Origin of the sequence: Ignatzschineria rhizosphaerae (assembly GCF_022655595.1) — a bacterium.
GTDB lineage: Bacteria > Pseudomonadota > Gammaproteobacteria > Cardiobacteriales > Wohlfahrtiimonadaceae > Ignatzschineria > Ignatzschineria rhizosphaerae.
The window spans coordinates 114,279-129,621 of the sequence record NZ_CP093379.1; the positions used below are offsets into that span (position 1 = coordinate 114,279).

The 15,343-nt window shown below is 39.1% G+C and carries 10 protein-coding genes and 4 tRNA genes; 3 read left to right on the forward strand and 11 right to left on the reverse strand.

The window, feature by feature from the left end; all coding sequences use genetic code 11:
* Position 1 precedes the first annotated feature (1 nt).
* A complete protein-coding gene (locus MMG00_RS00510; RefSeq protein WP_242149901.1) occupies positions 2–1,420 on the forward strand; it encodes an MFS transporter in 1,419 nt (472 codons plus the stop codon).
* 16 nt (positions 1,421–1,436) lie between these two features.
* Here the strand turns inward: MMG00_RS00510 and MMG00_RS00515 are convergent, their stop codons facing one another.
* The 8 genes from MMG00_RS00515 to MMG00_RS14250 all read right to left on the reverse strand — a co-directional run bounded on the left by MMG00_RS00515 (position 1,437) and on the right by MMG00_RS14250 (position 4,812).
* Entirely contained in the window at positions 1,437–1,946 is a 510-nt protein-coding gene (locus tag MMG00_RS00515; RefSeq protein ID WP_255837784.1) for a GNAT family N-acetyltransferase, read from the reverse strand.
* Positions 1,947–2,033: 87 nt separating this feature from the next.
* Complete coding sequence (locus tag MMG00_RS00520; protein WP_242149907.1) at positions 2,034–2,480, reverse strand: MORN repeat-containing protein; 447 nt, start codon at positions 2,478–2,480, stop codon at positions 2,034–2,036.
* A 293-nt stretch (positions 2,481–2,773) separates the two neighbouring features.
* Positions 2,774–2,850, reverse strand: a tRNA-Pro gene (locus tag MMG00_RS00525).
* A gap of 73 nt (positions 2,851–2,923) precedes the next feature.
* A tRNA-His gene (locus MMG00_RS00530) sits at positions 2,924–2,999 on the reverse strand.
* Positions 3,000–3,061: 62 nt separating this feature from the next.
* Positions 3,062–3,138 (reverse strand) — tRNA-Arg (locus MMG00_RS00535).
* Positions 3,139–3,174: 36 nt separating this feature from the next.
* Positions 3,175–3,251 (reverse strand) — tRNA-Pro (locus MMG00_RS00540).
* Between the two features lie 59 nt (positions 3,252–3,310).
* On the reverse strand, positions 3,311–4,549 hold the full coding sequence (locus tag MMG00_RS00545; RefSeq protein WP_242149910.1) for a multifunctional CCA addition/repair protein: 1,239 nt from the start codon (positions 4,547–4,549) through the stop codon (positions 3,311–3,313).
* Positions 4,550–4,701: 152 nt separating this feature from the next.
* Positions 4,702–4,812: a CPBP family glutamic-type intramembrane protease gene (locus tag MMG00_RS14250; protein ID WP_349775520.1), complete on the reverse strand. Its 111-nt coding sequence runs from the start codon at positions 4,810–4,812 to the stop codon at positions 4,702–4,704.
* A 59-nt stretch (positions 4,813–4,871) separates the two neighbouring features.
* On the opposite strand from MMG00_RS14250, the gene MMG00_RS00550 reads away from it, so the two are divergent.
* The gene (locus MMG00_RS00550) at positions 4,872–5,675 is read left to right on the forward strand and encodes an integrase core domain-containing protein (protein ID WP_242153261.1); all 804 of its coding nucleotides are present in this window, start codon (positions 4,872–4,874) and stop codon (positions 5,673–5,675) included.
* Here MMG00_RS00550 and MMG00_RS00555 read toward each other — a convergent pair.
* The 3 genes from MMG00_RS00555 to MMG00_RS00565 form a co-directional block, all read right to left on the reverse strand.
* A complete protein-coding gene (locus tag MMG00_RS00555) occupies positions 5,659–6,285 on the reverse strand; it encodes a CPBP family intramembrane glutamic endopeptidase (RefSeq protein ID WP_242149913.1) in 627 nt (208 codons plus the stop codon). The genes MMG00_RS00550 and MMG00_RS00555 overlap by 17 nt on opposite strands.
* Positions 6,286–6,631: 346 nt before the next feature.
* Positions 6,632–7,321, reverse strand: a complete 690-nt coding sequence (locus MMG00_RS00560) for a CPBP family intramembrane glutamic endopeptidase (RefSeq protein WP_242149916.1) — start codon at positions 7,319–7,321, stop codon at positions 6,632–6,634.
* Positions 7,322–7,754: 433 nt separating this feature from the next.
* Positions 7,755–12,572, reverse strand: a complete 4,818-nt coding sequence (locus MMG00_RS00565; RefSeq protein ID WP_242149919.1) for an alpha-2-macroglobulin family protein — start codon at positions 12,570–12,572, stop codon at positions 7,755–7,757.
* 284 nt (positions 12,573–12,856) lie between these two features.
* Between MMG00_RS00565 and pbpC the strand changes: the two genes are divergently transcribed.
* Entirely contained in the window at positions 12,857–15,235 is a 2,379-nt protein-coding gene (gene pbpC / locus MMG00_RS00570) for a penicillin-binding protein 1C (protein WP_242149922.1), read from the forward strand.
* Positions 15,236–15,343: the final 108 nt, after the last annotated feature.

Sequence of the window (15,343 nt, forward strand, 5' to 3'; positions counted from 1 at the left end):
GATGGATAGTGAGCTAGAAGCAAGGAATGCATTGAGATCTAAAAAGCTATTGCCGGTGATTTTGGCAATTGCGATCTTTATGCAGATGTTAGATACAACGATTTTGAATACGGCGCTTCCAAGTATTGCGGCAGATCTCAATGAACCTCAGCTTAAAATTCAATCTATCTTAATCAGTTATACCTTAGTATTGGCAATTTGTGCGCCTATTAGTGGCGTTGTTGCCGATAAAATTGGGACAAAGCATACCTTTTTATTAGCAGTGGTCTTTTTTACGTTAGGATCACTTTTTGCCGCGCTTTCTATGACACTTACTCAATTAACATTATCTCGTGTGTTGCAAGGTGTGGGTGGTGCGATGTTAACGCCGGTTGCCCGCTTAGCGTTGATGAAAGCTTATGATCGAAAAGATTATCTTCGGGTGATTAATTATGCGATTACTCCAGCGCTTATTGGCCCCATTTTAGGGCCTTTATTGGGGGGATATCTTGTGCAGTATGCTAGTTGGCACTGGATATTTTTGATTAATATTCCTATCGGGTTAATTGTTTTGGGGCTTGCATTTTTTCATATGCCTGATTTTAAAGGTGCGCCATTTAAGTTTGATCTGCATGGCTATCTTATATTTGCTATCGCCGTTTTCTTAATCACTTATGGCTTAGAGTATTCAATTAATGGGGCGCATAAATGGCTAGCGCTTCCACTTATTTTAGGTGGTATGCTCTTTTTAACACGCTATTGGTTCTATGCAAGACGAAAAGATAAACCACTTTTTGCTTTAACATTATTAGATGTGAGGACTTATCGAATCGGACTAAATGGTAATCTTGTGGCGCGTTTAGGCATAAGTGCGATGCCATTTTTATTACCGCTATTTTTTCAGGTGGCGTTAGGTTATTCACCTAGTGATGCTGGGTGGTTATTAGTGCCAATTGCTGTAGGGGGATTAACGGTCAAGCCTGTGGTGACTCGTATTTTGAAAATAACCGGTTATCGCAATGTTCTAATCTGGAATACGGCGATGATTAGTTTTTTCATTATCATGATCGGTATTTTTGGGCGAGAAATGCCAATTTGGGCCTTAGTCATTCAGCTCTATATTTTAGGGATCTGTAACTCAACACAATTTACAGCGATGAATACCTTAACGATTGGGGATTTAGGGCCTGATCAAGTCAGTAGTGGTAATAGTTTAATGGTCGTCAATCAGCAGTTGGCAATGACGTTAGGTGTTGCATTTGCCGCACTCTTTCTAAATTTCTATGTCGGGCAACATTGGTTTCCTACGGAAAACACAGAAAAAGCTTTCCAGTTGACCTTTATCAGTATGGGTGTTTTAACGTTACTCGCCACTTACATTTTTGCGAAGTTAAAACGGGATGATGGGGACTTTATGGCGGGGAGAAAAGCTGCTGAGTAATCTTAAGTGATGAAGATTATAGTGGTGCTGTTATTTGATAAACGACATGCTCTGCTAGTGGGTGTTCTTTAGGAAGGGCGGGGTGTAAGAAGTTATCGGGTAACTTAGTCATACCAAGTGCTCGCATCAAGCTTTCTGATGGCGTATTGGAGGTGGCAGTAAAAGCGACAACTTTTTCTAGTTTTAATACTTCAAAAGCAAATTGTAAAACAGCAATAGCAGCTTCTTTCGCGTAGCCCTTTCGCCAATATTGTGAGCGTAAGCGCCAGCCAATCTCAATACAGGGGCTAAAATAGAATTGTGCTGTAGATTTATTTAGTCCTACAAATCCAATAACCTCTTTCGATTCCTTAAGCTCACAAGCCCAAAGTCCAAAACCATTAGTCATCGTGCGGCGATTGATCTCATCAAATAGGTTTCGGCTCTCTTCTTTAGATAAAATGGCAGGGAAGTATTTCATGACTAAGGGATCACGATTCATCTCAGCAAATGCAGGGAAATCAGCTTCTTTCCAAGGGCGGATGATGAGCCTTTTAGTTTCTAATGGGGATGAGTGGGTGCTGTTAAAGTGTTGAGCGTTATTAAATGACCTTTTTGATCGTTATGGTAGTTTTTAAAGAGTTGCAACTTTACCATCTGTAAAGTGCATCTCTCCCCGATAAGCTTTATGATCTTTAAAAATGCCAATAAAGAATGAGCCATCACTTAAGGTAAGTTTACCCTTGCCTTCAAAAGTTCCTTGTTGGTGCTCTCCTTCATATACTTCTCCGGTAATCATTGTGCTTTTACCAAAGCCATGAGCGTGCCCATTTTTGATAGCGCCTTGATAGATAGAGCCATCAGGAGATATCAGTTCGCCAAAGCCAGAAGGAGTATCTTGGTCTATATCTCCTATATAGATGGTCTTATCATCTAAATATTGGTATTGATCAGAATTAAGGTTTTGCACCCTCGTTTTTGCATCAAGGTAAGGTTGGTTCGTTGCTGGAAAATTGGCAACAGTAGCGCAAGCCGTAATTAATAGGGTAATCGCACAGGTTAAGAGAATTCTAATCGTCATGAATATGCATCCTTAAAAACAATTAAAAAGAACGAGAGATACCGATACTCATAATACGTTATTTTCTCTATTTCGCAGAATAAGTTGCAAACGCAAATGATAGCGGTCGTTATGATTGCTAGACTTATGGCAGTAGAAATGGAGATCATTGGTGTTTGTGAGATGACTCTTTGCGGTTAGGATTACTAAAGTAACGGTGATGTTAAGAGCGGACCTATATTAATTGATAAAAGACATTTTTTATTTTATTAAAGACGAAAAAAAACGTCCCTAAGGACGCCGCTTTCTTAAGATGGTCGGGGCAGAGGGATTCGAACCCCCGACCCTCTGGTCCCAAACCAGATGCGCTACCAGACTGCGCTATGCCCCGATCTTAATGTGTAGAAGTTGATGCTGAGATCATTATAAATCGTCTTTGGGAAACGCTTTATATGTTATCTATTTGGGGTGAACGACGGGACTTGAACCCGCGACAACCGGAATCACAATCCGGGGCTCTACCAACTGAGCTACGCCCACCATAGATAGTACTTCTTTTTACCGCTTTTCTTTCTTAGAACCTGCATGCCAATAATGCTTAATGGCGCGCTCGGCAGGACTCGAACCTGCTACCCTCGGCTTAGAAGGCCGATGCTCTATCCAGATGAGCTACGAGCGCTTAAAGCACTTATAGGACCGCATTTGAATTTTAAAATGGTCGGGGCAGAGGGATTCGAACCCCCGACCCTCTGGTCCCAAACCAGATGCGCTACCAGACTGCGCTATGCCCCGAAATTTTGATTCTTGCTTTCCAAGAAAGAAATGTATGATAGGACATTAACTTTAGATCGTCAAATATTTGTGTAATCTTTAATCGCATTAAAGATCGCTTTAGTTTGGGCCCGTTCAATTGTGGCAGGAATCTGATCTTTTTCAATACCTTGGATGATGGGCTGTAAATTTATTTTTGCAATAGCCTCTCTCATGGCTAAGAGATATTCCCGTTGTGGGTATTTTCGATCCATAAAATGTAGTCGACCACGAGCATCTGCCATACATGCATCTACAAAACGGGTGAGATTTTGCGGTTTACGTAGGGCATCGAGCTTTTTAAGCAGTTTAAGGATTGTTTTAGGACGAAGAATAAAGGCTTGATGCATGATGAGATGATACTCAGTCACTTTTAAAGCGATATCTCGGTACTCTTTCGGTACTTTAAGTCGATCACAAAAGTCAGCTACTAGAGGCACACCCCGAATTTCATGGAGTTTATGGCTTGGCCACTCATCTTGAGGCGTGATTGCTTTGCCAAAATCGTGACATAAAACCGAAAAACGAGTGGGTAGATCATTGGTAATTGATGCAGCCGCTTCCAGCGCCATGAGTGTGTGAACGCCTGAATCAATTTCCGGATGGTACTTTGCTGTTTGCGGCACGCCAAAGAGCGCTTCAACTTCTGGAAAGAGGATTTCGAGGGCGCCTACTTCTCGAAGTGCATTAAAAAATGCTTGGGGAGAGGCTTCTCCCAACGCTTTATTGAGTTCTTGAAAGACTCGCTCGGGGGTTAATGCTTCTAACTCACCAGATTGGATCATTGTTTTGATGAGGGATTTTGTTTCTGGTGCAATGGTAAACCCATATTGATAATAACGCGCATAAAATCGCGCTAAACGTAAAACACGAACCGGATCTTCAATAAAAGCATCGCTAACATGGCGTAAAATACGATTTTCAATATCTTTTGCGCCACCATAAGGGTCTATAAGATTACCATGGATATCCTCGGCAATGGCATTGATTGTAAGATCTCGGCGAAGTAGATCTTCTTCTAAAGTAATGGAGGGATCAGCGCAAACCTCAAAACCTTGATAGCCTTTTGCTACTTTTCGCTCAGAGCGAGCAAGGGCATACTCTTCTTTTGTTTCAGGGTGGAGAAATACAGGAAAATCTTTACCCACTAAAAGGAAGCCTTTTTGTGTGAGAATTTCCGGCGTTGCCCCTACAACAACCCAATCATGTTCATGGTAAGGATGTTTCAGTAACTTATCTCGCACAGCACCGCCAACGAGGTAGGTCTGAAATGATGTCATAATAATTCCTAGAATTTTTCTATTCGATAGCTTGATTATGCACGATTATAACGCATTTGTGTGAACTATCATTGCTGTTTTTTGGGTGATAAATGGGTTATCGCAGCTTTTTTTTAAGGTGTTATTTGTTTTAAAAGGTTTTATTTTAAGAGTTAACTATGCAGTATAAACCAAATGGCAATCGCATTATTGGTAATATGAATCAAGATACAATAATAGATATTTTTAGTATAAAGATAGGTGATTGCCAATAAAGCGCCGATTAAAGCATAAGGTGTAGGATTTTATCGCGTTGTTTACAGTATTAGGAGAAAATACTGTTATGAATATCCATCGAAAAACAAAATTAACGCCGTTTCATCGAGAAGAGATTTGGCGATTACATCATCAAGAAAAATTTACCGTAACCTATCTAGCTGAGCGTTTTATGGTAAGCAGACCTACGATCTATAAAGTACTAAAACAAGGTAGATTGAACTTGTTTGTGCCATTAGCTAGTAAAAATGAACGTTATAGAACAATTAAGTATGGCATTAAACGTCTTGCAAAGATTGAAAAATCTATTGAAGAGAAACTTAAAAAGAGGGCTAAACGTTATAACAAAAACTATCCTGGCGAGATGGTCCATGTGGATACTAAACGGCTCCCTCTTTTAAAAGGGGATCTTAAAAATCGCACTAGAGAGTATTTATTTGTAGGAATTGATGATTTTTCAAGAGAACTTTATGCCGGTATTTATCCTGATAAATCACAGTTTAGTGCTGCTGAATTTCTTCGATGGGATCTGTTAGAACAGTGTCCCTATACTGTAGAATGCACCTATTCGGATAATGGTCGTGAGTATAAAGGTACATCAGAACATGCCTTTGTCGAAATGTGTCTAACACATAAGATTAATCAAAAGTTTACAAAGCCAGCTTGCCCTCAAACGAATGGAAAAGCAGAAAGAGTCATTCGAACACTCATGGAAATGTGGCATAATCAGGAGGAGTTTATCAGTTCAGATGATCGGAAAAAGAAGCTAAAACGATTTTTGAACTATTACAACACAGTAAAACCTCATAAGGGTATTAATGGTTTAACGCCTTATGAAGTTTTAGAAAATTATTTTAACACTGAAGTGTAAACAACCCGCCGATTTCTAACACATAAGGTAATAAATTTAGGGTAAGGGCTAGCTCATGAGCGAAGCCAAATAGGAGTGCGTTAACTATCACACCGATGGCTTTTTGAGAAAGCGTATCTTTTGTAAAAAAGTAGTTGAAAAAAATGCCTCGAAAGATCAACTCTTCAATAATCGGCATTCCTAAAACAATTGCAATGCTCATCGTTAAAGGAAAATAGCTAACGGCAGTCTCCAAAATTACCTGGTTCTCTGGCGTTTCAAGCTGAAGAATATCTTTAAATACGGCATCGATAAGATAAAATAAGAACCCGACAATTAGTAAAAAGAGCACGATTTTGCCGTTGATTTTCTGTCGGTCGTATTCTAAACGGTAATTACGAATTAATGCTTTTTTATATTGGACATAGATAAAGCAGATAATGATGAGGTAAAGGCCAGATTGCAGACTTGCAAGTTGTAGGTCACCAAGACGATATAAGAGTGATATAGAAAAATTAGGAATTAATATCAGCAGTAAAAATAGGGAAAACGCGATAATTTTTAACGTATATTGCCGGAAAAAGTTAAAGAGTTTTGTAAGGAGTGAAGAGTTTACGGTTTGCATCATCATCTTATCAATAGCGAAGGTAGTAAAGATCATAGCAATGATTTGGGAATAAGCATGCTTTTAAATCAAAAAGTTATGCAATATTGCTGAGTTTTTTAAAAAAGGATCTTTTGAAGGATTTAAAATATCGGGAGGTCGCATTACAGATGAAGTTAGTATGATTTTTATGGATGTTTAAAATCTGTTTTATCTATTTCTCAATGGTAATAGTGCTTTGTTTTACCATAATGTTTCGCTTGATTATGCACGATTACAGCGCATTTTTGTCAAGTATTATGATTGTTTTCAGATCTCGGTGCAGCGTTTTTTAATATTTTCTTATTTAAAGTTTGATATAAAAACTGTTTTGTTAGGCAGAAAAAATAGAGATGACAGCAATTGCGTTATAGCAAATATGAATAGAAATTGGATAGAAAATATTTTTCGTATAGACATAAGTTAGAGCTAATAAAACTCCAATAGTCGTATATAAAATGAGGGGAGGAGAGAATGCAGGTTCATGAATGAGGCCAAAGAGTATTGAACTTGAAATGATGGCGAGCGCTTTAAAAAGAGGGGTGTTTTTAGTGAAGAAATAGTTAAAGAAGATTCCTCTAAAGAGTAGTTCCTCAGCGATTGGCATGGCAATAACGGTGGAAAGAGTCATCGCAATGGGGAAATAAATAAAAAGCTCTTCGATGATGAATTGATTTTCAGGAAGGTCTATTGCAATAAGATCTATAAAAACAATATTGACCCCTTGAAGGGATAGAAAAATTAAAATGCTAAAACCAATGAGTCTTCCACTTATTTTTTTCTTACCATAATTGGAGGGGTTGTTTGCAACTAATTGTTTATTATAAAAACGATAAATGTAATGGAGGATCAAGAAGAAAAGAGCACTTTGAATAAGGGCTATCAAGATATCATGTAGTTGGGGAAATAGTAGAAGAAAAGTATCCGGAATCATAATGATGAGCATTAACAGGATAAACACAATGGCACGGTAGCCATAACGTAATAAAAATGATCGTAAAGATAGGGGATTATGTGCCGTCAAAGAATGCTCCTTTTCGTTTTAGGTAGATTTCTGTGGAATAAAATTTAAAAATTTGTACTTAAAGTGTTTAAGGCTAGTGTAGAGGCTTTTATGAAGTATTTTGTATAAATCAGGTAAAGAGTTGTTTTACTGATGGTTTAAACACTATTGATATCATTAATTTGATAATTTATTACGGCTGGTTTACTTTAAAAAAACTCTCGAGGCTTGAAATTATGTTTATTCAGCGACTATTTGTGACTGAAATACGATTAAATGCTTTTAAACCGATTTGATTATAAAGTTAAGGATATTAATTTTTTTCAATAGAGCTGGGTGAAGTTTGTTTTTTACCGATAAAGGGGACATCCCCAAAAATAAAAAAGCATAGCGATGAAGATTTCAAGGCTATGCTTTTAGTATGATTTTTATAGATCTTTAAAATCTGTTTTATCTATTCCTCAATGGTAATAGTGCCTTGTTTTACCATAATGTTTTTAAGCTCAGGGCGATACATATCTTCGATAATCGTTACAGGAACTTCATATTCACCAGGAACTGCAGCTTCAATAATATAGACAAACTCTTGCTTTTTTCTGTTATCCATCGGAAGTGAGACGACGTAACGATCGAATCTAAATTCTTCGTGTTCAATACGATTACGTTGATCAAACTTAATACCTAATTCCTCATAAAAGGTCTCTACATCATCTGTTATAAGATTAGGGTTTATAAGGTTAAAACCGCCTGGAATATAATCGACAATTAAGCCGCTAGGCATATTGACATAAGGGGCAACCTCTAAGCGTACCGTAATCCTATCGCCGACTTTAAATGTTTTGCCGACAAGATTGTTGAGCGATTTTTTAAACTCCATCTTAAAGCTTGTTGATTGAACAGGGCGTTTTGGATGGCCTTCAATTTGGTACTCCATAAATAGTGTTGCGTCTGAAGCAATTGAGGCAATGCTATTTGCAGGGATTGGCGTATTTGCCGGGAAGGATTGTGTTTCACCATTGATAATTAGTTCAATAGGGCGATCATCTTTGGGCATATCAATCCCGAGCTTAATGAGTGCGTAACGATCTTGGGTACTAAAGTATTTACGCTCATTTAGATAAGTATCTAGCATCGAAAGTATTGATTCCTGAAGCGTTGTGTTCATATCAAACCCACGTGCAGATAGCTCATTAAAGAGTGTTAAGATTAGTGCAATCTCCGAAACTCTTGATTGATAATAGCCGTATTCTTGATCACGTTGGTTCATCTTATTCCAAGCGGTATTAAGGTGGCGGTTACCTGTTTGCTCACTTCCTAAAATCATAAAGGAAGCGCCAAGATACGCAGCTGAAAGAGGGGATAATCTTGCCTGAAGATTTTGTAGGAATAAGATATCCGCATTAAATATTTTACCTTCTTTCGCTAAAATCCAAGCTCCATAGGTGACATTGGCAAGATTACTACGGGTTAAGACACGTTGATAGTCTCGCTTGACATCCGTTCCATATTGGTTATAAGTCTCTTGGCTGCGATTGAGTTGTTGCTTTATATATTTAAAAGCCTCTTCTAAGGCGGCTTGTGGTACTAATTCAGGATAGTGTGTTTTTGCGCTAGTGAGAAAATCTGTAATATACACTGTTGTCGGGAAGTAGCTTGGACCATCTGTCCAGAGTGAAAAACCACCATCCATACGTTGACGATCTAAAAGACGACTAATCGTGCTTTTCATCATCTCACTTTCCCACTCATCAAATGTTTCTGCGGTATTTTTAGGGTTGCGAAGGAGTGCTTGCTGGTAGGCTCGCTCTTTCTCACGATCTAAAATGGCATTGTTTTTAAAGAGCCAAGGGAATGCTTTACTTGTAATCTGCTCGGTGCATCCGTAAGGATACTGGAATAATCCATTAGTGTAAGAGAGCACATTGATCTGCGGGTAGCGTGAAAAGGTTAATGTTTCTTGGTAGCCTTTACTAAATTGTCCCGCAATCTCAGGCTTACGTTGCCATAAAGTATCTTGATTAATCTTGGTTCGATCATATAGGGCGGTCTCTTCTGTTTTATGAACCGTTCCTATTTGATAATTTCTAGTGGCGGTAAAGCTTTTGGAGTCAATATTTAAAGAGACTTCTGCAAAGGGCGTGAATTCTTCAAGCTTAATCGGAATGAGGAAGTTCTGTTTCTCCTCTTTTTTAAGCGTAATACGCTCTTTAAAATCAACGATAAATTGATTACTGGAAACATCAATAGTGACTTGATCATCTTCTCCACTCATATTCACGAGCGTCAAAGCAACAAAGCTCTGATCGCCTACTCGCATAAACCGAGGAGAGATAAGATCGGCAACAATTGGGGCTCTGATGATTAAAGTATCGGTTGTTTCCCCAACCTGGCTCCCATTAAAGAGCTTCACCATTACTTCTGCTTCTCCATTAAAGTCCGGAAGATCAAAAGTCACTTGAGCTTTGCCATCTTCTAAAGAGATTAGCTCGGAAGTGAGAGAAACCGTCTTCATTTCGGTAAGATTTGGTAATCCCGCATCGTCACTATCATCCATTGCCGCATCACCTCCAAATTGAGGGTTAAGAAGCGTCCCCAGTCCTTGTTTAAAAAGTCGGCTATAGTAATCGATAATCTCTGCACTATAACGGCGCTGTTTAAAGAAGGCATCAAAGATTGATACCGGTTTTTCAGGAATCATATTTAAAATGCCGCGATCAGTAATAGAAACCGTGGCATATAGCGCTTCATTGCCGGCATTTTTTAAGGCTTTAAGTTGCTGCTCATCAAGCTTAATTTCAATAGTAACGGGTTGATCGGGTTTCACCACGGGATCAAAAGAGAGCTCCGGTGTTAATCGGCGAGTTGTGGTATCTACTTTGAGCGGAATAATCCCAAGCGACCTTACGGTTTCATTTGCGCTATTGTGAGAAATTAACATTCCAGAGAGATAAAGATCGTGGCGATTCCATGCTTTATCAAAAGGAATACGAAGTGTTGTTTCTCCCTTTTCAATATTGAGATTTTGCTCATAGAGCATCTCTGTTCCTTCAACTAATAGCGTTAAGTTCCCACTTAAAGGCGCATTAATAGTAAGCTCAATCTCTTCCCCTGGTATAAAGCTTGGCTTTTGGGTTGAGAGATTTAAGTGAAGCGGTTTTGCCGCAGCGAGTTGACCTGAGTTTGACGCGCTCCATGTGCCAGAGAATGAAAACTCCGAAGTGATATTGGTATTTAAATCTTTTATTTCTAAAATATAATTTCCCCAGCTATTTGGCGAGAAGTCATACTTAATAATTCCTTGCCCTTCAATCACTTTTTGCTCTCTGATTTGATAATCATCACTGCTATGACAATCCCAACCACGGCTATTGCTATAAACCCAAGTACAATAAGGGTCTTGATATTTTAAAGAGAGAAGGAATTTGCTTGGTTTAAGCTCACCTTCCGCTGTTGCGCTAAAGAGCTCAAATTTAGCATCGCTACCATAGCCAATCTCTTGTGCCTCAAAAAGTGGGCGAATGACTGGCATGGTTTTTTCTGGCCAAAAATCATGGCGAATTGATCTTGTAATACCTAGAACCGAGCCATCAAGAATATTAACGGCTGCATCAACTTGTAAAACAGCAGAGGGTTTTGAATAATCCTCAGTGGCAAAAGAGAGCTGTAATGCGGTTTTTGTCTCTCCTTTTTCATCTAAAGTGCCCTCTATATTTGCCGTTGCATCAAATTGATTTGTTGGGAATTTGAGAATGCCGGTAAACCAATCTTTGTGTCCTTTGAAGGGGGTGCGATTGATCTTAAATTCATTTTGAACATTATATCGATTAAATGCCGCCGGTGCGCCAAAGAGATAACGGCTATAGATGGTGACATCAAGGTTTTCATCATAGTGATAAGGACGGTCTTCAGCTGTGACAATCAGTTCCATCCGCTCAGGCATAAATTCTTCAATATAGAGTTTAAGGCTTCCAAGGGGAAGCTCACTCGTTGCATCGGTGCGGGCTTCTACTTTCCAAACACCTGTTTTAGCATCGACCGGCATTTTGATCTCTGTTTGGTAAAAGCCCTCTTTACTAAGATCTAGGCGATAATTGCTGTACGCTTTTCCTTGGGGATTAATCAGCGTTAAAGTAAGGGGCTGCTCTGGGAGTAATTGCCCATCAAAGTCACGAAGAAGAGTATTGAGGGTAATGGTTTCCCCAGGGCGATAGAGCGTGCGATTAGAATAGATATAAGCAACATCTTTAGAGCTTAACTCGCCGGCAATCGCATATTCATTAAGATCTAAGGCAATCTCTTTAAGCGGTAAAATAGAGATATCTCCCTTTTGCTTGACGACGACGATGTCGCTTGTTTTAAGACGCTGCGGGATTTCACAAAGCCCATCTTTAAAGGTACAAAGTGTTGTGGATTTCTCAACTTTACGATCCTTATTACGCCAGATCTCAAGTGTGGCATCTCCATTTAATGGCGCGTTATTACTAAATTGATTGCCAATAATTAGTGTGCTTTTAGGGTAAAGTCTAGCTTGAAGCCCAATGTCGGAGATAAAAACAATTCGAGAATCAATATTTTTATAAATCTCTCCTGCAGGATTGACGGTGACAAGATAAGCACCGGCTTTAATATTTTTATCAAGGGGGATTGCGTGGATACTCTTCTCTTCCACTTTAGTGCCTTGCGGTGTTATATAACGGAAGATTCCTGCAGGTGTCATATTTTTAACAAGGCGAGAGACACTCCAGCTATCAAGATCTGTGGCGATGTAGAAATCTTCTAAGAGATAAGGGAGATTCTCAATAGCGTAATATTCCACATCAATTTCACTAGTGCCGAGAATTTCTACAGGGATTGTGGAGTTTTGTATCGGTAAAACAGGGCCGCGGCCAATAATTTTGACCATCTCGCTAGGTGTTCCAAGATAGATATAACGGGATTTCACAGAAGCATCATAACGGTGATAGAAGTTATCCGTTTCAACGCGGTAGCTCCCTTCTTTGACAGGATAGTAAGAGAGGCGATAACCATCTTTACTCAAATGCCATTTCCCTTGAGTATCTGCATTATATTCATAATCCTCATAATTATAGGTCGTTACCTTAAACTGATTTTGTAACTGCTCTTGAGAGAAGGTTTGAGGCGTATTGAAAAAGACTGAGATGGTCTCTTGATTATCAATTTTAGCCGCATTAATGGAGCTAACTTGTGCACTTGCTATCGTGAGTAGTGAAAATTGGATAATAAATAGAGATATTAATATCCATAACTTCATAGATAATTGATATCGAAAATGATTTTTTATGAAAGTGCCCATCAAGTGATCTCCCGATTTGATGATGAATTATCAAGCCATTATGCCAAAATTAATTAAAATCTGTCAGAATCCTCATCTTTATTTGCGCTAAAATAGGCAAAGATTGATATTGATAGATATCATGATTGGATTATCTGAAAAATTATCGAGAGAGTGCCATTACGATTTTAAGTATAAAATAGGATAAGTATTTAAAAATAAAAGATATTGATGGTCTAAGTCTAAAGAGGAATGACTCAATAATGGCTAAAAAAGCCCCCAAAAAGAGACAAATAATTTGGCGATTATCGATTGCGAGCGCTACTTTTGTTCTATTGTTAGGAGGGAGTTTTTTTACCTTGAATCTCCTCTATCCGTTACAGGTTCCTAAAATTGAAGTTTCGACAACGGTGGTTGCCAAAAATGGAGAGATTTTGCGTCAATTTGCCGATGAGAATGGCGTATATAGACACTGGACGCAGTTAAATGAGGTTTCGCCTGATTATTTAAAGGCGCTCATTCAATATGAGGATCGATATTATTATCAGCATTTTGGCATTAATCCTTTCTCAACAATTAGGGCACTATGGCAATGGGCTTGGCATCAGCGGGTTATCTCAGGTAGCTCTACTTTAACAATGCAAGTAGCAAGGCTTCTTTATCCTCATGATCGCACTTTAAGAGGAAAGGCTGAGCAAGCCTTTAGAGCGTTACAGCTGGAGTTGCATTATTCTAAAGAAGAGATTTTAACGCTCTATATTAATCTTGCCCCGATGGGGGGAAATATTGAAGGGGTAAGTGCGGCAAGTCAGCGCTATTTTTCTAAAAAAGCGAGTGAATTAACCTTATCAGAAAGCGCTCTACTAGTCGCATTACCACAAAGACCTTCTATTTATCGGCCTGATCGAAATATTGATATCGCAAGGCAAGCACGGGATAAAGTATTACAGCGGCTTTATGATTTTGGCGAGATTACGAAGGAATCTTGGGAGATGGCAAGTCAAGATCCGGTAAATTATTTGTCGGGAGAAACCCCCTTCTATGCGCCACTTCTAGCAGAGCGATTACGCCGAGAATATCCAGAAAAACATCTTATTCAAAGTACCATTGATTATGAATTGCAACGGCATTTAGAGCGATTTTTACTGGATTCAAGTAAACGGTTTCCGGCAAATGTTTCTGCGGCAATCGTTGTTGTTGATAATCACACAAAAGAAGTTATAAGTTACATTGGCTCTGTGGATCTTTTTGATAAAAACCGGGCGGGATTTGTCGATATGGTGACAGCGATTCGCTCGCCAGGATCGACACTAAAACCCTTTGCCTTTGGCTTAGCCCTTGATTACGGCATTATTCATGAAGCGAGTCTATTAACAGATGTGCCACGCTCTTTCGATGGGTATGAGCCTCAAAATTTTGATAAAAAGTTTCGGGGGCGCGTGCCGATGTATCGAGCTTTACAGCAATCATTGAATGTTCCTGTTGTTCAGGTTTTTCAGCATTTAACCCCCTATTATTTTATGAAAACCCTGCGAGATGCCGGCATTGGTCTCTATCTGGAATCGCCAACTTTAAGTCTGATATTAGGCGGTGTGGGAACGACATTAGAAGAGCAGATGAAGCTCTTTGCAAGCTTAGGTTCTAATGGTGTCGTAGCGCCCTTACGATTGGTGCGAGAAGAGTCCTTAGAGAGTGAAACAGACTTTTTACAAGATCATGATAATGATCAAACTGTAAATGAGCCTAACGCTCCGGCATTGCCGGAAACCTTCTTGGCAGAGAATCAAGGTAAAGCCCTATTATCGCCGGAAGCGAGTTGGATTATTACAAAAATTTTAAGAGGCGTAAGTCCTCCTAAAAGATTAAATACCCGTAAAATCGCTTGGAAAACAGGGACCAGTTATGGCTACAGAGATGGTTGGGCATTTGGGGTAAGCCCGGATTGGACCGTTGGTGTTTGGGTTGGAAGGCCGGATGCGGTGCCGAATATTGGCATACTTGCCGGCGATATTGCTGCGCCGATGCTATTTGATATCTTCTCCTTTTTACCCAATGACCAAATGAATTTTAAGAAACCTTACCGAGTGATTTCAGAAACGATCTGCTGGCCTTCAGGTCGTAGGAAATCTCAAATATCAATGGCAGAATGTGCCCAAGAGTTTGAGATCGATACCATCGCCGGCAAAGTGCCTAGAACACTTTATGATGCAAAAGGGGAATCTCCTCATGATGGTTGGCCCAAGCTTCTTGCTGATGATTTTTTAAATCAAAGAGGGCAAGAGCCTATTAATATTGATCGGCAAACTTATTTTAATTATATGAGTCGACGAGATCGAGCACAAAATATCGAAGATTTCGCAAATGTTAGTAGTGATCAAGCATCATCAATCATGCGATTGCCGGCAATTTATGGTGTAAAAATTCAAACACTTGCCGATGAGAGCATCATCTTTAAAAGTGATTATAAAATTCATCTCAATGCGCAAGGCAAGCGCCCTTTCAGATGGTACCTAGATGGACGATTACTATCTGCCCCAGAGCTTGATATGAATCTTATTCATGCCGGCATTCACAGACTTAGCGTCTTAGATGAGCAAGGCAATAGTGATCAAATTCAATTTGAAGTAAGAGTTATTGATTAGTCTGAACATCATCAAATAAAAATAAAAGTATATAACCTTTTGAAATTATTATGTATTATATTGCCATTATTTTAATGGTAGTTATTATTTTTTTTGATAAAGGTAGAA

What these genes read in the sequence shown, in the direction of transcription:
- MMG00_RS00520 (WP_242149907.1), bottom strand. Translation starts at nt 2,480, where the DNA reads ATGACGATTAGAATTCTCTTAACCTGTGCGATTACCCTATTAATTACG.
- MMG00_RS00555 (WP_242149913.1), bottom strand. Translation starts at nt 6,285, where the DNA reads ATGATGATGCAAACCGTAAACTCTTCACTCCTTACAAAACTCTTTAAC.
- MMG00_RS00545 (WP_242149910.1), bottom strand. Translation starts at nt 4,549, where the DNA reads ATGACATCATTTCAGACCTACCTCGTTGGCGGTGCTGTGCGAGATAAG.
- MMG00_RS00565 (WP_242149919.1), bottom strand. Translation starts at nt 12,572, where the DNA reads ATGAAGTTATGGATATTAATATCTCTATTTATTATCCAATTTTCACTA.
- MMG00_RS00510 (WP_242149901.1), top strand. Translation starts at nt 2, where the DNA reads ATGGATAGTGAGCTAGAAGCAAGGAATGCATTGAGATCTAAAAAGCTA.
- MMG00_RS00550 (WP_242153261.1), top strand. Translation starts at nt 4,872, where the DNA reads ATGAATATCCATCGAAAAACAAAATTAACGCCGTTTCATCGAGAAGAG.
- pbpC (WP_242149922.1), top strand. Translation starts at nt 12,857, where the DNA reads ATGGCTAAAAAAGCCCCCAAAAAGAGACAAATAATTTGGCGATTATCG.